General features: G+C 72.8%; 16 protein-coding genes and 1 riboswitch. Of the genes, 9 read left to right on the top strand and 7 right to left on the bottom strand.

Annotation, left to right across the window (positions count from 1 at the left end; genetic code table 11):
* Positions 1–115 precede the first annotated feature (115 nt).
* Positions 116–1,786, top strand: a complete 1,671-nt coding sequence (locus tag ACIP9H_RS27610; RefSeq protein WP_401591298.1) for a PucR family transcriptional regulator — start codon at positions 116–118, stop codon at positions 1,784–1,786.
* Positions 1,787–1,804: 18 nt separating this feature from the next.
* On the opposite strand, the gene ACIP9H_RS27605 is transcribed toward ACIP9H_RS27610, so the two are convergent.
* Entirely contained in the window at positions 1,805–3,295 is a 1,491-nt protein-coding gene (locus tag ACIP9H_RS27605) for a hypothetical protein (protein ID WP_401591301.1), read from the bottom strand.
* 113 nt (positions 3,296–3,408) lie between these two features.
* Between ACIP9H_RS27605 and ACIP9H_RS27600 the strand changes: the two genes are divergently transcribed.
* The gene (locus ACIP9H_RS27600) at positions 3,409–4,443 is read left to right on the top strand and encodes an adenosine deaminase (protein WP_401591304.1); all 1,035 of its coding nucleotides are present in this window, start codon (positions 3,409–3,411) and stop codon (positions 4,441–4,443) included.
* The gene (locus tag ACIP9H_RS27595; protein ID WP_401591306.1) at positions 4,431–5,114 is read left to right on the top strand and encodes a glycerophosphodiester phosphodiesterase; all 684 of its coding nucleotides are present in this window, start codon (positions 4,431–4,433) and stop codon (positions 5,112–5,114) included. Before ACIP9H_RS27600 ends, ACIP9H_RS27595 begins: the two co-directional genes overlap by 13 nt.
* Before the next feature lie 27 nt (positions 5,115–5,141).
* Here the strand turns inward: ACIP9H_RS27595 and ACIP9H_RS27590 are convergent, their stop codons facing one another.
* The gene (locus tag ACIP9H_RS27590; protein WP_401591309.1) at positions 5,142–5,666 is read right to left on the bottom strand and encodes a hypothetical protein; all 525 of its coding nucleotides are present in this window, start codon (positions 5,664–5,666) and stop codon (positions 5,142–5,144) included.
* 81 nt (positions 5,667–5,747) lie between these two features.
* Positions 5,748–7,199: a gamma-aminobutyraldehyde dehydrogenase gene (locus ACIP9H_RS27585; RefSeq protein ID WP_401591312.1), complete on the bottom strand. Its 1,452-nt coding sequence runs from the start codon at positions 7,197–7,199 to the stop codon at positions 5,748–5,750.
* 162 nt (positions 7,200–7,361) lie between these two features.
* Here ACIP9H_RS27585 and ACIP9H_RS27580 point away from each other — a divergent pair, with 162 nt between their 5' ends.
* From ACIP9H_RS27580 to ACIP9H_RS27560, 5 genes are all read left to right on the top strand, one after another.
* Positions 7,362–7,865: an Lrp/AsnC family transcriptional regulator gene (locus ACIP9H_RS27580; protein WP_401591315.1), complete on the top strand. Its 504-nt coding sequence runs from the start codon at positions 7,362–7,364 to the stop codon at positions 7,863–7,865.
* 2 nt (positions 7,866–7,867) lie between these two features.
* Positions 7,868–9,229 carry an aspartate aminotransferase family protein gene (locus tag ACIP9H_RS27575; RefSeq protein WP_360911247.1) on the top strand — a complete coding sequence of 454 codons (1,362 nt, stop codon included), beginning with the start codon at positions 7,868–7,870 and terminating at the stop codon, positions 9,227–9,229.
* Positions 9,230–9,476: 247 nt separating this feature from the next.
* A complete protein-coding gene (locus ACIP9H_RS27570) occupies positions 9,477–10,202 on the top strand; it encodes an ATP-binding cassette domain-containing protein (RefSeq protein WP_360911245.1) in 726 nt (241 codons plus the stop codon).
* Positions 10,184–11,338 carry a hypothetical protein gene (locus ACIP9H_RS27565; protein WP_401591320.1) on the top strand — a complete coding sequence of 385 codons (1,155 nt, stop codon included), beginning with the start codon at positions 10,184–10,186 and terminating at the stop codon, positions 11,336–11,338. The genes ACIP9H_RS27570 and ACIP9H_RS27565 overlap by 19 nt, the downstream gene beginning before the upstream one ends.
* 114 nt (positions 11,339–11,452) lie before the next feature.
* Positions 11,453–12,580 carry an LOG family protein gene (locus ACIP9H_RS27560; RefSeq protein ID WP_401961350.1) on the top strand — a complete coding sequence of 376 codons (1,128 nt, stop codon included), beginning with the start codon at positions 11,453–11,455 and terminating at the stop codon, positions 12,578–12,580.
* Positions 12,581–13,161: 581 nt separating this feature from the next.
* Here the strand turns inward: ACIP9H_RS27560 and ACIP9H_RS27555 are convergent.
* The 4 genes from ACIP9H_RS27555 to rlmN all read right to left on the bottom strand — a co-directional run bounded on the left by ACIP9H_RS27555 (position 13,162) and on the right by rlmN (position 18,225).
* Complete coding sequence (locus tag ACIP9H_RS27555) at positions 13,162–14,187, bottom strand: ABC transporter ATP-binding protein (RefSeq protein WP_401591325.1); 1,026 nt, start codon at positions 14,185–14,187, stop codon at positions 13,162–13,164.
* The gene (locus ACIP9H_RS27550) at positions 14,187–15,818 is read right to left on the bottom strand and encodes an ABC transporter permease (RefSeq protein ID WP_401961413.1); all 1,632 of its coding nucleotides are present in this window, start codon (positions 15,816–15,818) and stop codon (positions 14,187–14,189) included. The genes ACIP9H_RS27555 and ACIP9H_RS27550 overlap by 1 nt, the downstream gene beginning before the upstream one ends.
* Before the next feature lie 59 nt (positions 15,819–15,877).
* A complete protein-coding gene (locus ACIP9H_RS27545; RefSeq protein WP_401591329.1) occupies positions 15,878–16,954 on the bottom strand; it encodes a thiamine ABC transporter substrate binding subunit in 1,077 nt (358 codons plus the stop codon).
* A riboswitch (TPP riboswitch) is annotated at positions 16,946–17,050 on the bottom strand. It overlaps the preceding gene by 9 nt.
* Before the next feature lie 68 nt (positions 17,051–17,118).
* A complete protein-coding gene (gene rlmN, locus ACIP9H_RS27540; protein WP_401591331.1) occupies positions 17,119–18,225 on the bottom strand; it encodes a 23S rRNA (adenine(2503)-C(2))-methyltransferase RlmN in 1,107 nt (368 codons plus the stop codon).
* A 318-nt stretch (positions 18,226–18,543) separates the two neighbouring features.
* Between rlmN and ACIP9H_RS27535 the strand changes: the two genes are divergently transcribed.
* On the top strand, positions 18,544–19,275 hold the full coding sequence (locus ACIP9H_RS27535; RefSeq protein ID WP_401591333.1) for a hypothetical protein: 732 nt from the start codon (positions 18,544–18,546) through the stop codon (positions 19,273–19,275).
* The last annotated feature ends 838 nt before the right edge of the window (positions 19,276–20,113 follow it).

The raw sequence follows: 20,113 nt of genomic DNA, 5'->3' as shown, positions 1-20,113 counted from the left end.
CATGCCGTGCCCCGGCCGCCCTTACACCCTGCGGGCTACGGTGGCAGTGGCGCCCGCGGGCGCGCCTCCCCGTCAGCCCGCCGATCCTGTCCTTCCCTCCACCGGAGGTCGCACCGTGTTCCCCACCGTCGCCGAGGTCCTGCAGCTCGACGCGCTCCGGCGCGGGTCGCCGCAGGTCGTCGCGGGCGCCGACGGCCTCGGCCGGCCGGTGCGCTGGGTGCACGTCAGCGAACTCGCCGACATCGCCGGCATGCTGCACGGCGGCGAACTGGTGCTGACCACGGGCGTCATGCTCCCCGAGGACAAGGAACCGCTCGCCCGGTACATCGACGACCTCGCCGACGTCGGCGCCGCGGGCCTGGTCGTCGAACTCGGCCGCCGGTACGCCGACACCCTGCCGCGGCCGCTGGTGCGGGCCGCCGAGCGGCGCGGGCTGACACTCGTCGCGCTCCGCAACGAGGTGCGGTTCGTCGCCGTCACCGAAGCCGTGCACGCGCACGTCGTGGACGCCCAGCTCAGCGAGTTGCGGGCCTCCGAGGCGATCCACCAGACCTTCAACGAGCTGTCCGTGGAGGGCGCCGAGGCCGACGAGATCGTCCGCGAGGTCGCGCGCATCGCGGGCGCGCCCGTCGTCCTGGAGAACCTCTCCCACCAGGTGCTCGCCTTCGACCCGGCGGGCCACGACCCGCAGGCCCTGCTCGACGGCTGGGAGCGGCGCAGCCGCGGCGTCGCCCCGGCCGGGCGCACCGGCCACGACCCCCGCACCGGCTGGCTGGTCACCGGGGTCGGCGCCCGCGGCCGCGACTGGGGGCGGCTGGTCGTCGTGGGGGAACCGCTGCCGGACCCCGCGCCGGCGGCGGACCAGCGCCCGCACCCGCACACCGTGCTGCTGGAACGCGGCGCCGCCACCCTCGCCCTGAACCGCCTGCTGGAACGCGACCGCGAGTCGCTGGAACGCCAGACCCACCGCACGCTGCTGTCCGGAATCCTCACCCACGCCCTCACCGTCTCCGACGTCGCCCTGCGCGCCCGGGCGATCGGCGTGCCCCTGGAAGGGCGCCGCCTCGTCGGCGTCATGCTGCGGCTGCGCGGCGCGGGCGTCGCCGCGGCCCTGGAGGCGCAGGCCAGGTTGCGGGACTTCACCGAGACCGCCGGCCAGGCCGTGCGCGACCGGGGGCTGACCGCGCTCACCGGCACCCTCGACGACGGCGCGGTCGGCGTCCTGGTCTCCCTCGGCCCCGCCGACGACGAGCACAGCGCGCTGGAGGGCTTCGCCGCGGCCCTCACCCGGCTCACCGAGCCCGCCCCCGACGGCGGCCCGGCCTTCGTCATGGCCGCGGGCTCCTCCGTCGGATCGCTGCGCGACGCCCGCCGGACCCTGCTGGAGGCCGCCCAGGTCGCGGACGCCGCACTGCACGGCGCCCGGCAGGAGGGGGGCAGGACGGGCGGCGGACGCGCCTACTACCGGCTGCCCGACGTACGGCTGCGCGGACTGCTGCACCTGCTGCGCGACGACGCCCGCCTCCAGACGTACGTCGAGCGCGAACTCGGCCCGCTGCTGGCGCACGACGCCGAGCACGGCACGGACCTCGTGCGCATCCTCGCCGTCTACCTGGAGAGCGGCCGCAACAAGTCCGCGGCGGCGGACGCCGCGCACCTGTCACGGCCCTCCTTCTACGACCGGTTGCACCGCGTCGAGCGCGTCCTCGGCGTCGACCTGGACCAGGTGGAGTCCTGCCTGTCGCTGCACGTGGCGCTGCTCGCGCTGGAGGCGGTGCGGCGGTAGGCCGGCCGCGGCGGCAGGTCAGGGAAGCGGCAACTCCCAGTAGGTGTAGTCGTAGTCGTAGCCCGGGGCGATCTCGACCTGGAACCTGCCGTCCGGGTCGTCGTCGGGCACGATCACGGTGACGTCGGACGTCACCGTCGCGCCGGAACGCAGTTCGGAGGGCAGCCCGCGTCCCCGCGTGACGTCCTCCAGGGTGTCGTCGTCCTCCTCCTCGGCGTACGCGTTGGCCTCGGAGTCCTCCATGTCGGCGGTCTGGTCGCCGGTGTTCTCCACGGTCACGGTGAACGTCACCGCCGTACCGTCGGAGACCGCGTCCGCGGGCGCGCCGCCGGCCGCGTGGGCGGCGGACACCGTCACCACCACGCCGTCGTCGTACGTCACGGGGCTGCCGGCCGCCATCGGCGTGCCGTACGCGCCCTGGTCCGCGCTGATCAGCTCGTCGTCCATCGTGTCGAACCAGCCGCCGGCGATCCCGCCGACCACCAGCGCGATCATCGCTCCGGAGACCACCACGGACACGATGCCGAGGATCAGGCCGGTCAGCGCCTGGCCGCGGTTGGTCGCCTCGCCGCGGCGCACGATCCGCAGGCCGACGATGCCGAAGACGAGCGCCGCCAGCCCGAGGGGAAGGCCGAGGAACGCCCCGAAGCACGCGATGCCGAGGATCGACCCGATGATGCCGAGCACCATCGCGGTGACCCCGAACCCGTTGCGCGGGGCGGGCTGCCCCCAGGCCCCGTACGGGCCGCCGGGGTAGGCCGGGTGGCCCGGGTAGCCCGGGTAGTCGGCGTACCCCGGGTATCCGGGGTAGCCCGGGTACTGCCCCTGCGGCGGGACGGCTCCCCACGGGCCGTACGGGTACGGCTGCGTCGGAGCCTGCGGCGCGGGCGCGTCGGCGGGCACGGGCCGCTTCGTCATCTCCACGCCGGGCGCCTGCGGTATGGGCGGCGGCGCCCACGGATCCCCCGCCCCCTGCGCCTGCGCCGGTGCGGCGGCCAGGGGGTACCCCCACGGCCCCGACTGCGGCACGGCCGGCTGCCCGGCCCCGGGCACCGGCGGGGCCCACGGGTTGCCGACCTGTGCCGCTGCCTGCGGCTCCCCCGCACCGAACTCCCGCACGGGGACAGCCTCGACGGGACCGGCAGGCCGTCCGGCCCCGGGCACCGGCGGGGCCCACGGGTTGTCAGCCGGGGCCGGGGCCTGCGGCTCCGCCGCGCCGAACCCCTGCGCGGGAACGCCGTCGACCGCACCGGCGGGCGGCACGTTCTCGACGGCCGGGCCGACCGGCTCCGCCGCACCCAACTCACGCGTGGGAACGCCCTCGACCGGACCGGCGGGCGACACGCCCTCGGCCGCCGGGCCGACCGGCTCCGGTGCCGCCGGCTGCGGCTCCGCCGGGGAACGGCGGAAGGCCCGGGTGCGGTCGTCGGGGGTGTCGTCCGGCGGCGGGACGGGGGGCTGGGCGGGGGCGGCGTCGTGGGGCGCCGGGGTCTCGCGGTCGTCGGACATGCGGTGATCCTCCTGGCTACGTCGGGCAATGCTATGGCCTGCGAAGACTGCGGACCGCAACAATTTCGCGTCTACGATGGCCGTTGCCGCCGACCGCTCAGGAGGATCACCGCATGTCCGACACCGTGCCCGCCCTCGACGCCTTCATCGCGGGGCTGCCGAAGGCCGAACTCCACGTCCACCACGTGGGTTCCGCCTCGCCCCGCATCGTCGCCGAGCTGGCCGCGCGGCACCCGGATTCCAAGGTGCCCTCCGACCCCGCCGCACTCGCCGAGTACTTCAGCTTCCGTGACTTCGCCCACTTCATCGAGGTCTACCTGTCCGTCGTGGACCTGATCCGCGACGCGGAGGACGTGCGCCTGCTGACGTACGAGGTCGCCCGCGACATGGTGCGCCAGAACATCCGCTACGCCGAGCTGACGGTGACCCCGTACAGCTCGGTGCGGCGCGGCATCCCGGACCGGGCGTTCGTGGAGGCGATCGAGGACGCGCGCACGGCGGCCGAGAAGGAACTGGGCATCGTGCTGCGCTGGTGCTTCGACATCCCCGGTGAGGCCGGACTCGCCTCCGCGGAGGAGACCGCGCGGATCGCGACCGAACTGCGCCCGGAGGGCCTGGTGAGCTTCGGCCTGGGCGGTCCGGAGATCGGCGTGCCCCGCCCGCAGTTCAAGCCGTACTTCGACCGTGCCCGCGCGGCGGGCCTGCACAGCGTGCCGCACGCGGGCGAGACCACCGGCCCGCAGACGATCTGGGACGCGCTGAACGAGCTGGGCGCCGAGCGCATCGGCCACGGCACCAGCGCCACCCAGGACCCGCGGCTGCTGGAGCACCTGGCCGAGCACCGCATCCCGTTGGAGGTCTGCCCGACCTCCAACATCGCCACCCGCGCGGTGGCCGACCTCGACGAGCACCCGATCAAGCAGATGGTCGCGGCGGGCGTGCTCGTCACGGTCAACAGCGACGACCCGCCGATGTTCGGCACCGACCTCAACTCCGAGTACGCGGTCGCCGCCCGGCTGCTGGAGCTGGACGAGGCGGGCGTGGCCGCGCTGGCCCGGAACGCCGTCGAGGCGTCCTTCCTCGACGCCGGCGGCAAGGCGCGGCTGTCCGCCGAGATCGACGCGTACCTGGCCGGATGGCAGCGCTAGCCGTCGCCCATCGCGGCGACCCGTACCGCCACCGCGAGAACACCCTGCCCTCGCTGCGCAGCGCGCTGCGCGCGGGGGCGTACGCGGTGGAGATGGACGTGCGGGTGACCCGCGACGGCGTGCCGGTGCTGCTGCACGATCCCACCCTCACGCGGCTGTGGGGGGTGGACGCCGCTCTCGCCGGACTGCCCGCGGCCGCCCTGCCGCCGGGGATCCCGACGCTGTACGAGGCGCTGGGCGCGGTCGAGGGGTGCCGGGCGCTGGTCGACATGACGGTGCCGGAGTCGGCGCCCGCGGTCCTGGCCGCGGTGCGGGACGCGGGCGCGGAGGACCGGACGTACTACTGCGGCGAGGCCGCGGTGATGCTCGCCGTCCGGGACCGCGACCCGGCCGCGGAGATCGCGCTCACCTGGAAGACCGCCGCGCCGGTGCCCCCGCTGCTGCTCACGGAGTTGCGGCCGCGCTGGGTCAATCTGCGCTTCGGGCTGGTGCGCAGACCGCTGGTGGCGTGGGCGCGCGGCGAGGGCCTGCTGGTGGGCGCGTGGACGGCGGACCTGCGCCGTACGATGCGCCGGCTGGAGCGGCTCGGCGTGGACGCCGTCACCTCCAACCGCATCGAGGTGCTGCTCGACGAGCTCGGCGGCCGGCCGGACCCTGCCGCCCGCCGGTGACGGCGGGCGGGGCGTCCGGCCGGGTGCTCAGGCCGGGGCGCCCGCGCCCGACAGGGGCCCGGACGGCGCGGCGGGCACCGGAGGCATCGCCTCCAGCCGCTTGATCATGCGGCGCAGGATCAGCAGCGGGACGACACCGAAGACGCCGAACGCCATGTCGACCGGCATCCACCACAGCGGCAGGCCCCGCAGCGGGATGCAGATCGCCGCGAGCGGGACGACCCCGGCGCAGGCGATCATGGCCCACTCCACGATCCAGATGTTCCGCACCGCGTCGCGCCAGACGCCGTAGAAGGCGGTGGCGATCACCAAGTGGGCGAAGGCCAGCCAGTCGGTTCCGTAGAACAGGAACGGGTAGTGGGCGTCGGTGGCGTCCAGCCCCTCCCGCACCCGGGAGATCCAGTCGTCGGCGAAGCCGGGAAGGTCCCAGCCGTCCAGCCACCGCACCTCGTGGACGAGCGGGAACGCGGTCACGCCGCTCAGCACCAGGCACACCACGAAGACAACGAGCCATGCGCGTATGCGCTGTTCAAGAGATCTTCGATCCTCCATGGTCCGGAGCGTACGCGCACGTGCCGCGGCCCCGGACGCGGGGTCGCGCCGGGGCCGTGGCGGAGGCTGGTGCCGGTGGTGTCAGCCGTCGAGCGAGGTCATGACGTGCTTGACGCGGGTGTAGTCCTCGAAGCCGTAGGCGGAGAGGTCCTTGCCGTAGCCGGACTTCTTGAAGCCGCCGTGCGGCATCTCGGCGACGAGCGGGATGTGGGTGTTGATCCACACGCAGCCGAAGTCGAGGCGCTTGGACATGCGCATCGCGCGCGCGTGGTCCTTGGTCCACACCGAGGACGCCAGGGCGTACTCGACGCCGTTCGCCCACTCGACGGCCTGGTCCTCGTCGGTGAAGGACTGGACGGTGATGACCGGGCCGAAGACCTCGTTCTGGATGATCTCGTCGTCCTGCTTGAGGCCGGACACCACGGTCGGGGCGTAGAAGTAGCCCTTGTCGCCGACCCGGTGGCCGCCGGTCTCGACCTTGGCGTGCGCGGGCAGGCGCTCGATGAAGCCGGTGACCTGGGCGAGCTGGTTGGCGTTGTTGAGCGGGCCGTACAGCACGTCCTCGTCGTCCGGGGCGCCGGTCTTGGTGTCGGAGGCGGCCTTGGCGAGCTGGGCGACGAACTCGTCGTGGATGGACTCGTGCACCAGGACGCGGGTGGCGGCGGTGCAGTCCTGGCCGGCGTTGAAGTAGCCGGCGACGGAGATGTCCTCGACGGCCTTGGCGATGTCGGTGTCCTGGAAGACCACGACCGGTGCCTTGCCGCCCAGTTCCAGGTGGACCCGCTTGACGTCCTTGGCGGCGCTGGCGGCGACCTGCATGCCGGCCCGCACCGAGCCGGTGATGGAGGCCATCGCGGGCGTGGCGTGCTCGACCATCAGCCGGCCGGTGTCGCGGTCGCCGCAGACCACGTTGAAGATGCCCTGGGGCAGGTCCAGTTCGGCGAGGACGCCACCGATGATCCCCGCGATCAGCACGGTGGAGGCGGGCGTGGTGTCCGAGGGCTTCAGGACGACCGTGTTGCCCGCGGCGAGCGCCGGGGCGAACTTCCACACGGCCATCATCATCGGGTAGTTCCACGGCGCCACCTGGGCGCAGACGCCGACCGGCTCACGGCGGACGATGGAGGTCATCCCGTCCATGTACTCGCCGGCGGAACGGCCCTCCAGCATGCGGGCGGCGCCCGCGAAGAAGCGGATCTGGTCGACCATCGGCGGGATTTCCTCGCTCGCGGTCAGCCCGATCGGCTTGCCGGTGTTCTCGCTCTCGACGGCCACCAGCTCGTCCGCGCGCGCCTCGAAGGCGTCGGCGATCTTCAGCAGCGCCTTCTGGCGCTCGGAGGGCGTCTTGTCGCGCCAGACCGGGAAGGCGGCCGCGGCCGCCGCCATGGCGGCGTCGACGTCGGCGGCACCGGACAGCGGGGCGGTCGCGTAAGCCTCGCCGGTGACCGGGTTGACCACGTCCGTGGTGCGCCCGTCAGTGGCGTCGCGGAATTCTCCGTTGATGTAGTTGCGCAAGATACGGAGCTCGCTCACTGCACCTCTCCCTGTCCTGTCCGATGTGTGAGACGCCCCCAGAGTACCCACAGCACTGCGGTATTCGACATAGCCGAAACTCCGCGACAATGGATTCCGTGAGTTTGAGGCCTCAAAACTGCGGATTTCATTGATTGGGGCTTGCGCGACTGCTGACCTCTCATGCACAGTGTGTCCGTGGCCACTCGTACTCCGGATCCCAGGGGCGCCAACGGCACCTTTGTGATCGACTCCGTCTCCAAGGCGATCATCGAGCAGCTCCAGGAGGACGGCAGGCGTCCGTACGCCGCCATCGGCAAGGCCGTGGGCCTGTCCGAGGCGGCCGTGCGCCAGCGCGTCCAGAAGCTGCTCGACCAGGGCGTCATGCAGATCGTCGCCGTCACCGACCCGCTCACCGTGGGATTCCGGCGGCAGGCCATGGTCGGCATCACCGTCGACGGCGACATCGACCCCGTCGCCGACGCGCTCGCCGCGATGACGGAGGTCGAGTACGTCGTCGTCACCGCGGGCTCCTTCGATCTGCTGATCGAGATCGTCTGCGAGGACGACGACCACCTCCTGGAGACGATCAACAAGCGAATCCGCACGCTGCCCGGCGTGCGGTCCACCGAGAGCTTCGTCTACCTCAAGCTCCGGAAGCAGACCTACACCTGGGGAACCAGATAGTCATGAGCGCGGACCATTCAAAGACCGCGTACGACCACCTGTGGATGCATTTCACCCGCATGTCGTCGTACGAGAACGCCCCTGTGCCGACCATCGTGCGCGGCGAGGGCACGTACATCTACGACGACAAGGGCAAGCGGTACATCGACGGCCTCGCGGGCCTCTTTGTGGTCAACGCCGGCCACGGACGGGTCGAGCTCGCCGAGACGGCCTACAAGCAGGCGCAGGAACTCGCCTTCTTCCCGGTGTGGAGCTACGCCCACCCCAAGGCCGTGGAGCTCGCCGAACGACTCGCGGACTACGCCCCCGGCGACCTGAACAAGGTCTTCTTCACCACCGGCGGCGGCGAGGCGGTCGAGACCGCGTGGAAGCTGGCCAAGCAGTACTTCAAGCTCAAGGGCAAGCCGAGCAAGTACAAGGTCATCTCGCGCGCCGTCGCCTACCACGGCACCCCGCAGGGCGCCCTGTCCATCACGGGCCTCCCCGGCCTGCGGGCGCCCTTCGAGCCGCTGGTCCCCGGCGCGTTCAAGGTGCCCAACACCAACATCTACCGCGCCCCGATCTTCGGCGACGACCCCGAGGCCTTCGGCCGCTGGGCGGCCGACCAGATCGAGCAGCAGATCCTCTTCGAGGGCCCCGACACCGTGGCGGCCGTCTTCCTGGAGCCGGTGCAGAACGCGGGCGGCTGCTTCCCGCCGCCGCCCGGCTACTTCCAGCGCGTGCGCGAGATCTGCGACCGCTACGACGTGCTGCTCGTCTCCGACGAGGTCATCTGCGCCTTCGGCCGGCTCGGCACCATGTTCGCCTGCGACAAGTTCGGCTACGTCCCGGACATGATCACCTGCGCCAAGGGCATGACCTCGGGCTACTCCCCCATCGGCGCCTGCGTCATCTCCGACCGCATCGCCGAGCCCTTCTACAAGGGCGGCAACACCTTCCTGCACGGCTACACCTTCGGCGGCCACCCCGTGTCGTCCGCGGTCGCCCTCGCCAACTTCGACATCTTCGAGCGCGAGCAGCTCAACCAGCACGTGCTCGACAACGAGGACGCCTTCCGCGCCACCCTGGAGCGGCTCCACGACCTGCCGATCGTCGGCGACGTCCGCGGCAACGGCTTCTTCTACGGCATCGAACTCGTGAAGGACAAGGTCACCAAGGAGACCTTCACCGACGAGGAGACCGAGCGCGTCCTGTACGGCTTCCTCAGCAAGGCGCTCTTCGAGAACGGCCTGTACTGCCGCGCCGACGACCGCGGCGACCCGGTCGTCCAGCTCGCGCCGCCGCTGATCGCCGACCAGTCGACGTTCGACGAGATCGAGGGCGTGCTGCGCACGGTGCTGACGGAGGCCTGGACCAAGCTCTGACGTCTTCTCAGGGCTCGGTTCGCCTCCGGGGCGCTCCAGCCGGTGTCGGGGGCACCCCCAGCCTGACGGCTGGGGGTGCCCCCGCCTTTCGGCACCGCCGGGCCCCTTCGGCCCACTCACCGGCGGCCGGCGTAGGCCGCACGGGTGGCCGCGTGCGGGAACAGCCCTCGGGAAGCGCGGCCCCGGGGGTCCTGGCGCGTAGCGTGCCCGCAGTGACCCGGACTCCCCGCGTTCGTTAGAGGCCAACGTGAACCCACCCGACAACGACGTGCTGTGGGCCCGCGGCCTGCGCCACACGCACGACCGCTCACCCGCCCTGCTCGGTGTGTCCCTGGGCGTGCGGGAGGGCGAGATCCTCGGCATCCTCGGCCCGCACGGCGCCGGGAAGACGACCCTGCTGCGCTGCCTGTCCGGCGAACTGCTGCCGGAGCAGGGCGAGGTGTGGTTCAACAGCGCACCCGTGCACACCCTGGGCAGCGCCGCACGCGAGCGGTTGCGCCGCGAGCGGTTCGGCTGGGTCGAGAGCACCCCGCAACTGCTGCCCGAGCTGACGGTCCGTGAGAACGCGGCGCTGCCGCTGCTGCTGGCCGGCATCCCCTACCGCACGGCCCGCACCGCCGCCCAGGACTGGCTGGACCGCCTCGACATCGGCGGCGCCGCCCGCAAGCGCCCCGGCCAGCTGCTGCAGGCCGAACGGCAGCGCGTCGCGATCGCCAGGGCCCTGGTCAACCGGCCGGCCGTGGTCTTCGCGGACGAGCCGACCGCCCCGCTGCACCGCGCCGACCGCTCCCAGGTGCTGCGCATGCTGACCAGCGCGGCGCGCTCGCACGGCATCACCGTCGTCCTGGCGTCCAACGAACCCGAGGTCGTCTCGCTCGCCGACCGGGTCATCACCCTTGTCGACGGGCGCCCCGTCGCGGGCATGCCGCAGCAGGACCGAGAGGGCGCCGACTCGTGCTCAGCCTCCGTGTAGCGCTCGGCTCGCGGCCGGCCGTCCTCGCCCGCCGGGCCCTTGTCGTCGCGGCGGCCGCCGGCACCGGCTTCCTGCTGCTCGCCACCTTGGGCCACGCCCTCGTCCACCCCGGGGACACCGGCCGCGGGCTGATCCGGCTCGCGTGGTGCGCCGTGCCGTTCGCCGCCACCGTCCACCTGTCGGTGTTCGTCGCGCGCACCGAGCCCAGCGGGCGGCTGCACGCCGGCCTGTCCGCGGCCGGGCTCGGACGGCACGGGCTGCCGCTGCTGGGCGCGGCGAGCACCGCCCTCAGCACCGGGCTCGGGGTCCTGCTCGCGCTGCTGGCCTTCCTGCACCTGCGCGGCGACCTGCCCGGCTCCCCGCTGGGCGGCGCCCTCGCCGGGCCGCTGGGCGCGGACCGCCCGCTGCCGCTGGTGGGGGCGCTCACCCTGATCGCCCTGGTGCCGGTGGTCTGCGCCGTGGCGACCGCGTACTGCCTGCGGGCGGCGCGCACCGCGGCCACCGACGAGACGGTCGTGCGCACGCCGCCCACCGGACTGCCCTGGGGCGCGGCGCTCACCACGATCGGCCTCGCCGTCGAGATCACCGCCGCCCACGACGCGCGCCGGACCCCGGCGGGCACGCTCCTCCCGCTGCCGGGCGGACTCGGCGGGATCGCCCCGGCCGTGGCGGGCGGCTGGATCCTCATCGCCATCGGCCTGGTCCTGGCCATGCCGGGGCTGCTCCACGAGTGCGGCCGCCTGCTGGCCTCCTGCCGGCCGACCGCGCTGCGCCTGCTCGCCGGGCGCGCCCTTCAGGAGGAGGCCCCGCGCGTCGGCCGGCCGCTCGGTGTGCTGTGCGCCGTGTGCGCCGCCGGGCTCGCCACGACGGCCCGGCTCGACGCGGGTGTCCGGCCGCTGGGGCCGCTGACCGTCCTCGGCGCCACGCTCGTCGCCGTCGCGGCCGCCGCCACCGCTCTCACCGCGACGGTCGACGCCCGGCGGGCCCGGCGCCCCTCGACGTCGGCGCTGACCCGCCTCGGCGCCCCCGCCTCCCTGCTGCGTTCCGCCGCCACCCTGCGGACGACCACCGCGCTCGTCCTGGTGGCCCCGGTCACCTGGCTGGTCTCCCACCTCGGCACTCTCCCCCTGCCGTAGTGGGCCCCGGGCCCGGCACCGTCCGGGCCCCATTGGACCGGGGCGCCCGATTCCCCTCCTCGAACCGGGCGCCCCCATCCCCCGCCCCCGACCCGTCCGCGGGCGCTCGCTAGGGTGGCGGGCGTGCAACAGCCGCCCCGCGACACCGAGATCGAGACCCTGGACGAGTTCGACCGCGTCGCCGCGTCGGGCTCCCTGCGCGGACACCGCGTGCAGTCGGTCGATCTGACGACCCGTACCTTCGCCCTGCTCTCCGCGGACACCGCCGAGGCCGTGTTCCTCGGCTGCCCGATGGAGCCCGAGGCCGCCGCCCATGTGCGTTCCACCGGCGCCCTGGTCTTCCCGCCCGTGCCGGAGCTGCCCTTCGACCCGTACCGGGGCTCGCTCTACACCCCGGACGCCCTGTACGAGGGCCTGACCGGCCCCGACGGGTACGACGCGACGCCCGACGCGCACGCGTACCAGTGGTTCCTGCGCACCCGCGGCACGGGCGACATCTTCGCCTCGATGCTCCGCAGCATCCACGACGACGCCGTCTCCGACGCCTTCGACGAACTCCTCGCCGGATCCCGTGTCGTCGGCGTGATGGGCGGCCACGCCATGGCCCGCGGCACCGACGCCTACGCGGGCGCCGCCCGGCTCGGCAGGGCGCTGGCCCGCGAGGGCCTGACCGTGGCGACCGGCGGCGGTCCCGGCGCCATGGAGGCGGCCAACCTCGGCGCGTACGCGGCCCCCTTCGACGACGCGATGCTCAAGGACGCCCTGGACACCCTCGCCCAGGTCCCCTCCTTCCGGCCCTCCATCACCGACTGGGCCCGCGCGGTCTTCGCCGTGCGCGACCGCTACCCCGGAGGGGGCGTCTCCGTCGGCGTGCCGACCTGGTTCTACGGCCACGAGCCGCCGAACGCCTTCGCCGCGCACATCGCCAAGTACTTCGCCAACGCCACCCGCGAGGACGGCCTGCTGGCCCGCTGCACGGCGGGCGTGGTCTTCCTCCCGGGTGCGGCCGGCACCGTGCAGGAGATCTTCGACAACACCACGCCCAACTACTACGAGTCGAACGGCGTCCCGCGCCCCATGGTGCTGGTCGACGAGGAGCACTGGACGACCCTCCTCCCGGCCTGGCCGCTGCTCCAGGCCCTCGCCGAGGGCCGCAGCATGGCGCCGCGCATCGCCCTGGTGGACTCCATCGAGGACGCCCCGAGGGCGCTGGCCCGCCTCTCGGCGGACGGCAACCAGTAGGCCCGCGTCCCGGCCCTCGCGACGCGGGGGCCGGGGCCCTCTCCCGGGTGGGCGCGGCCGTACGGCGGCCGGCGGACGCCATCGAGCCGGGCCTGCCGCCCGGTGAGAGCGGGCCGCCCGGCTTGCGCAACGCGCTCACAGCCCTGCGGCGCCGGGCACGGGATCCCGACGGCCGGCGGCTCCGTACCGCCACCTCACGGCCCGAAGGGCACGCGCTCGGCCGCCGCCCAACGCACCGCTGCGGCGCCCGCTTCAGCACGCCCGTCCCGCCGCGCGAACCCGGCGCGCGGGCGCGAGTTGCGCCACCACCTCAGCGCTGCCCGACGGGGCACGGCCCCAAGGACACGCGCTCGGCCACCCGCCCAACGCACCGATGCAACGCCCGCTTCAACACGTCCGTCCCGCACGGCGAACCCGGCACCGGTCCTGGCCGCGAGGGCAGCTGCGCCCATGGGCCGCCGGTTCCCGACGAGGACCGGCCCGGTCGCTGGCGCGCCCGCGGCGCCGGAGACGAACACCGCCTCGCGCCGACGGCGGCGCACCCGGGATCCGGGTCCCCATCGGGGCCGGCGCCCCGGGCCTCACGTCCCGAGGAGCACGACCTCGTCGGGGGCGAAGGCGATACCGACCGTCGCGCCCTCGGACGGCGCGTCGCGCAGGGCGCACGAGGCCTCCAGGCGCGGCCCGTCGGCGGGCTCCAGCAGCAGCGTGACCTGGTCGCCGCGGAAGGTGCGGGCGGCCACCGCGCAGGGCAGCCCCTCCTCGACCGGCACGAGCCGCACCCCGGCCGGGCGCACCAGGAGCCGGCCGGGCCCCTGCGGTGATCCGGGCGGTACGGGGATCTTGCCCCAGGGGGTGTCGGCGGCGTCGCCGGTGACGGTCACGGCCGGTACGTTGCCGAAGCCGAGGAAGCGGGCCACGAACTCCGACGCGGGCCGCCGCCACACCTCCAGCGGCGTCCCGGCCTGTTCGACGTGCCCGTCGCGCATGACGACGACCCGGTCGGCGAGCGCGAAGGCCTCGCCCTGGTCATGGGTGACGGCCAGCACGGTCGTGCCGAGCCGGCGGAAGAGCTGGCGCAGTTCGACCACGAGGTGCTCGCGCAGGCCCCGGTCGAGCTGCCCGAGCGGCTCGTCCAGCATCAGCAGCCGCGGCTCCGGCGCGAGCGCGCGGGCCAGCGCGACCCGCTGCTGCTCACCGCCCGACAGGGAGGCCACGGCGCGCCGCTGCGCGCCGGGGAGCCCCACCAGTTCCAGCAACTCCCCTACCATGCGTTCGCGTTCGTCCCGTCCCGTGCCGCGCATCCGCAGGCCGAAGCCGACGTTGCCCGCCACGTCGTGCTGCGGGAAGAGCTGGTGGTCCTGGAACATCAGGCCCACCCCGCGGCGGTGCGCCGGAACGCCCGTCTGGTCCCGGCCGCCGAGCAGGACGCGCCCGGCGTCCAGCGGTTGCAGCCCGGCCACGGCGCGCAGCATCGTGGACTTGCCGCCGCCGCTGGGCCCGAGCACGCACACCGTCTCGTGCTCGGCGACCTCCAGGTCCACGGCGTCCAGGACGGGCCGTCCGCCGAAGCGCACTGTGGCGCCGTCCAGTCGCAGCAGGGCCATCAGAACTCCCCCGGCCTCTCGTCGCCGCGGATCGTGCGGACCCGCAGTCGTTCCAGCGCCAGCAGCGCACCCGCGCACACCAGCATCAGCACGGTGCTCAGCGCCATCGCCTGCCCGTAGTTGAGCTCGCCGGCCCGCCCCAGCAGCCGGGCCACCGCGACCGGCAGCGTGGGGTTGTCGGGCCGCGCGATGAAGACCGTCGCCCCGAACTCGCCGAGGGACACCGCGAAGGCGAAGCCGGCCGCCACCAGCAGCGCCCGCCGCACCAGCGGCAGATCCACCTCGCGCCAGACGCGCGGGGGCGACGCCCCGAGCACCGCGGCGGCCTCGCGCAGCCGCTCGTCCACGGCACGCAGCACCGGCAGCATGGTGCGCACCACGAAGGGCACCCCCACCAGGGCCTGGGCGAGCGGCACGAGGATCCACGAGGACCGCAGGTCCAGCGGGGGTTCGTCGAGGGTGATGAGGAAGCCGAAGCCGATGGTCACGGCGGAGGTGCCCAGCGGCAGCATCAGCAGCGCGTCGAAGCCGCGGACGAACCGCCCGGCGCGCCGGGTGAGCGCGGCCGCCGCCAGACCGCCGACGGCCAGGGCGATCGCGGTGGCCGCGGCCGCGTACTCCAGCGAGTTCCACACGGCGTCCACGGGCGCGACCACGAAGGTGCCGCCGCTGCCGTCCGAGGAGCCGAGCGCGCGGTAGAAGTCCAGGCCGTATCCCGTAGGCCCGTCCAGTGACCGTTCGGCCAGGACGCCGAGCGGCACCAGGATCAGCAGCGCGGCCACCGCGAGCGTCCCGGCCAGCAGCCCCCACTCGCCCGCGCCGCGCGGCCGCCGGGCCGTCCCGGCCGGGTCGACCAGCCGCAGCGCGCTCTCGCGGCGGCGTACCGTCCGTGCGTGCACGGCCAGGATGCCGACGACGGCGGCGAACTGGACGATCGTCAGCACGGCCGCGGTCGGCAGGTCGAGCAGCTGCGCGGTCTCGCGGTAGATCTCCACCTCCAGGGTGGAGTAGGCGGGTCCGCCGAGGATCTGCACGACCCCGAAGGACGTGAAGGTGAAGAGGAACACCATGACCGCGGCCGCCGCCACGGCCGGCGCGAGCGCGGGCAGCGTCACGCGCCGCCACGCGGCGAACCGCCCGGCGCCCAGCACGCGCGCGGCCTCCTCCTGCCGCGGGTCGAGCTGCGCCCACAGCCCGCCCACGGTCCGTACGACCACGGCGTAGTTGAAGAAGACGTGCGCCAGCAGGATCGCCCACACCGTGGTGTCCAGGCGCACCCCCCACAGCTCGTCCAGCAGCCCTCCCCGCCCCAGCAGCGCGAGGAACGCCGACCCGGCGACGACCGTCGGCAGCACGAAGGGCACGGTCACCACCGCCCGCAGCAGATGCCGTCCGGGGAAGTCGAAGCGCGCGAACACATAGGCGCCCGGCAGGGCCACCGCCAGGGTCAGCGCGGTCGAGGCGGCCGCCTGCCAGCAGGTGAACCACAGCACGTGCAGGATGTCGGGATCGCCCAGCACGTCCGCGAAGCGGCCCAGGCGCCAGTGGCCGCCCTCGCGGAGCCCGCGGGTGACGATGGCGGCGACCGGGTAGCCGAAGAACACCGCGAAGAAGGCGGCCGGCACGGCCATCAGGCCGAGCCGCACGGCGTGCGGCCGCAGGGCGGCCGCCCTGCGCCGGGCCGCTCCGGTCACTTCAGCACGAGCGAGGACCACGTCTTGACCCACTGCTCACGGTTCGCGGCGATCTTCTTCGGCTCGACGGTGGCCGAACCGCTGATCACGGGCGCGTACTTGGTGAAGACCTCGGGCAGCTTCGCGTCGTCCCGGGCGGGGTTGACGAACATGCTGAGCGGCATGTCCTCCTGGAAGGCGCGGCTCAGCAGGAAGTCGATCAGCGCCTTGCCGCCCTCGCTGTTCTTCGCGCCGTCCAGCAGCCCGGCGAACTCGATCTGCCGGAAGCAGGTGGCCGTCGCCACGCCGGTCGGGCCCTGCGCGGGCTGCTCCTTCAGCGCGAGCACCTCGGCGGGCGGGCTGGAGGCGTAGGACACGACCAGCGGCTTGTCGCCCTTGCCGCCGCCCGCGCCCGAGAAGTTGTCGTAGTAGGCCTGCTCCCAGCCGTCGACGACCTGGACGCCGTTGGCCTTCAGCTTGGTCCAGTAGTCCTGCCAGCCCCCGTCGCCGTACTTGGCGGTGGTCGCGAGCAGGAAGGCCAGGCCCGGGGAGGAGGTCGCGGCGTTCTCCGTGACCAGCAGGTCCTTGTACTCCGGCTTGACCAGGTCGTCGAAGGTCTCGGGAACGGGCACCTTGTGCGCGGTGAACCAGGCGCGGTCGTAGTTGACGCACACGTCGCCGAAGTCGACGGGCGTGACACGGTGCTGCGCGGCGTCGAGCTGCAGGGCGGCGGGCACCTTGTCCAGGTCCTTCGCCTCGTACGGGGTGAACAGGCCGTTGTCCAGGGCGCGGGAGAGCAGGGTGTTGTCGACGCCGAAGAAGACGTCGCCCTGCGGGTTGCCCTTGGACAGCACGGCCTGGTTGACCGCCGCGCCCGCGTCGCCGCCGCGCAGGACCTTGACCGTGTAGCCGGTCTGCCGCGTGAACTCCTTCAGCACGGCCTTCGAGGCGGCGAAGGAGTCGTGGCTGACGAGGGTGACGGTCTTGGAACCGCCGCCGGCGGAATCGCCGCCTTCGCCGCAGGCCGCGAGGGACGCCGCGCCGAGCGCGACAACGAGGGCGGTGCCGGCGGCACGCCGACGGATGGTGCTCATCAAGTGACTCCCTACGCCGGTATGACCCGGATCAGGTTCGAGGGTCTGCGGCCGTGCCGCACTCTCAGCGCTGTGTGCGCTCCCCTGTCGGATGTTCTGTTGTCGATCGTTCAGGCCGTTCAGGGCAAACGGCCGCAAACGACCGCCACCCTAGCAAGCGCCGCTCAGCGCTCGGAAGCCGCCAGCTGCCCGCAGGCCCCGTCGATCTCCTGGCCGCGGGTGTCCCGCACGGTCACCGGGACGCCGTGCGCCTCCAGCGCCGCGACGAACGCCCGCTCGTCCTCGGGCCGCGACGCCGTCCACTTCGAGCCCGGCGTCGGGTTGAGCGGGATCAGGTTGACGTGCACGCGCTTGCCCTTGAGCAGCCGCCCCAGCAGATCGGCGCGCCACGCCTGGTCGTTGATGTCCCGGATCAGCGCGTACTCGATCGACACGCGACGCCCGGACACGTCCGCGTAGTGCCACGCGGCGTCCAGCACCTCGCGCACCTTCCAGCGTGTGTTGACCGGCACCAGGGTGTCGCGGAGCTCGTCGTCGGGCGCGTGCAGCGACACCGCGAGGCGGCACTTGAAGCCCTCGTCCGCGAAACGCAGCATCGCCGGCACGAGGCCGACCGTGGAGACGGTAATGCCCCGCTGCGACAGCCCCAGCCCGTCCGGCTCGGGGTCGGTCAGCCGGCGGATGGCGCCGACCACACGCTTGTAGTTGGCCAGCGGCTCGCCCATGCCCATGAAGACGATGTTCGACAGGCGCGCCGGGCCGCCCGGGATCTCCCCGTCACGCAGCGCGCGCATGCCCGCGACGATCTGGTGCACGATCTCGCCGGTGGACAGGTTCCGGTCCAGGCCGGCCTGCCCGGTCGCGCAGAAGGGGCAGTTCATGCCGCAGCCCGCCTGCGAGCTGATGCACATCGTCACGCGGTCCGGGTAGCGCATCAGCACCGACTCGACCAGCGTCCCGTCGAACAGCCGCCACAGCGTCTTGCGCGTCGTGTCGTTGTCCGTGCTGCTGTGCCGCACGACCGACATCAGGTCCGGCAGCAGCCCCTCGGCCAGCTTCCCGCGCGACGCCGCCGGGATGTCCGTCCACGCGGCCGGGTCGTCGGCGTACCGCGCGAAGTAGTGCTGCGACAGCTGCTTGGCCCGGAACGGCTTCTCCCCCAGCTCCGCGACCACCTCCCGCCGCTCGTCGGGCGTGAGGTCGGCAAGGTGCCGCGGCGGCTTCTTGGCGGCGCGCGGCGCGACGAAAGTGAGTTCTCCGGGTGCAGGCATGGTCCGTCCAGTGTCGCAGATCGTTTGGGGCGGCCCAGGTCAGATGGGTGAGGCTCCCGTCACCCTCAGGTGTCCCCTGTCAGCACCAGCCGATTCTGCACGGCCGAGGGACGGCGTCTGGTGCTCGGGCACATGGGCTTGAGTGAAAAGCGGGGCCCCAGCGTCCTCTGCCATCGCTGGTAGCCGTGGGCCGGCCCTGGCTCGGCGTGCTGGATGATTCACGGCACCCGCCACTGGAGACAACCCTCCTGGAGAGATTCTTCCCAGGGGGGCGGCATGTCCGATTCGGGTTCCCGATTTTCGCGGACCGTACGCAGCGTGATGCACAGTCTCGACCTCTACGTGACGCTGGTCGCAGCCGTCGCATTCGGCGTTCTAGGACTGGTCGGGAAGACTTCGCAGGAAGTCATTACTTCCGGTGTTCTGGCGGTGCTGGCTCTCGTGGGTTTCTCACTTCTCAGAATTCGCTCACAGGGCGACAGGATCAACGAGTCTCTCGCAGGGCTCGCTCGATCGAACGCTGACCGCTTCTTCAGTGAGGTGGACGACGCCGACGAGATCAAGGAGATGATCTCGTCCTCCCGTGAATTGTGGCTCCACGGCTGGACACTTGAACTGCACTTGGCGTCGTACGAACAGGAACTGAGGAGAGCCGTCACCGCGGGCCTGAACGTCAGGATCCTCGTCATCGCGCCGAACAGCCCAGCCATGGCCATCGCGGCCAGTGAAGCCGCCAACCGGAGCGCCGGCGATCTCAGTGCCAACCTGGAAGGCAATCTCAGGAGGCTCGTGGAACCGCCGGCCAGTCCCGTTTCCGGAAGGCTGGAAATCAGGACCCTGACCCATGTGCCGCACTACACGGTGATCGCCTCAGATCCCTCGACAGACCGGGGGAAAATCATCATGCGCCTCGCCACCTTCCGGGCCAATCATTGGCAACGCCCCACCTTCACTGTGACTCGGCGCAACGACGGCGATTGGTACACATTCTTCAGGGACCAGTTCGAAAAGAAATGGGAATCCGCAAGCACCTACGATTCGATCCCGTAGAAGAGGAGACTCGGGCGATTTATCGCGCCAGGGAGCTCAAGCCGCGCCCGGTGCCTACAAAGTACGGGCGGTTGATCGATGAGCGCCCCCGCGGAATGGCTGCCGGGCCAAGCAGGTTCCTGCCGGCCTCTTCGTCTCGCGGCAGCGGAACGGCGGTGTGCACAGGGGTGCTCCAAGGGAAGGCCGCCTCTCACGTCGGTCGCGCGATTCTCCAGCGCCCAGAACCGGCTCGGCGACCCGAGGCCCCGCTGCACCCGTGTGCATCAGGCACGCATGCGGCACGTCAACCGCCGCGAACCGGACCGCGGTTGCCCGCGTCCATCGCGCGGCTTCGCAGGGCGGCATCGTCGTCACCCACTGAGAAAATGTTGCCGTGCAATCATTCCGTGCAGCGGGCTGTGTCGCGTTGCTCCTCACCGTGGTCGGGTGCGGGGCCGCCATGAGTAAGTCGAGTGCTCCACCCCATCCCGCCAACGACACGGCGAACTCAGTGGTGAGACCGTCGGTGGACCCCAGCTCCGTCTATGTCCTTGTCACGTTCGTCGGGGGACCTACTGATGGGCAGACACAACAACTCCCCTTGTCCCGGCTGGGCGAAGGGATAACCGTGTCCGGCGTCACCTACCGCACCGCTCTGGGTCTGGCGCCAGAGATAAGAGACACTGCCCAAGGATTGGCGCAGGTCTTTCGACCCGAGTAGGAACCGCTCAGCCAACGCTGTCCGCGCATCGGGCTGACTCGCCGTTGCCTTGCCCGCGACAGCCCGACGTGAGCCCGGATCTCGGAGGCTCGCGCCGTGGCGGCGGCCCAGAGCATCGGAACACCGGTGCCCCCTGGC

It is taken from the genome of Streptomyces sp. NPDC088732 (genome assembly GCF_044751205.1).
In the GTDB taxonomy this organism is placed as follows: domain Bacteria; phylum Actinomycetota; class Actinomycetes; order Streptomycetales; family Streptomycetaceae; genus Actinacidiphila.
Note: the sequence above shows the minus strand (reverse complement) of the source record. Positions and strands in the feature narration are given on the sequence as shown.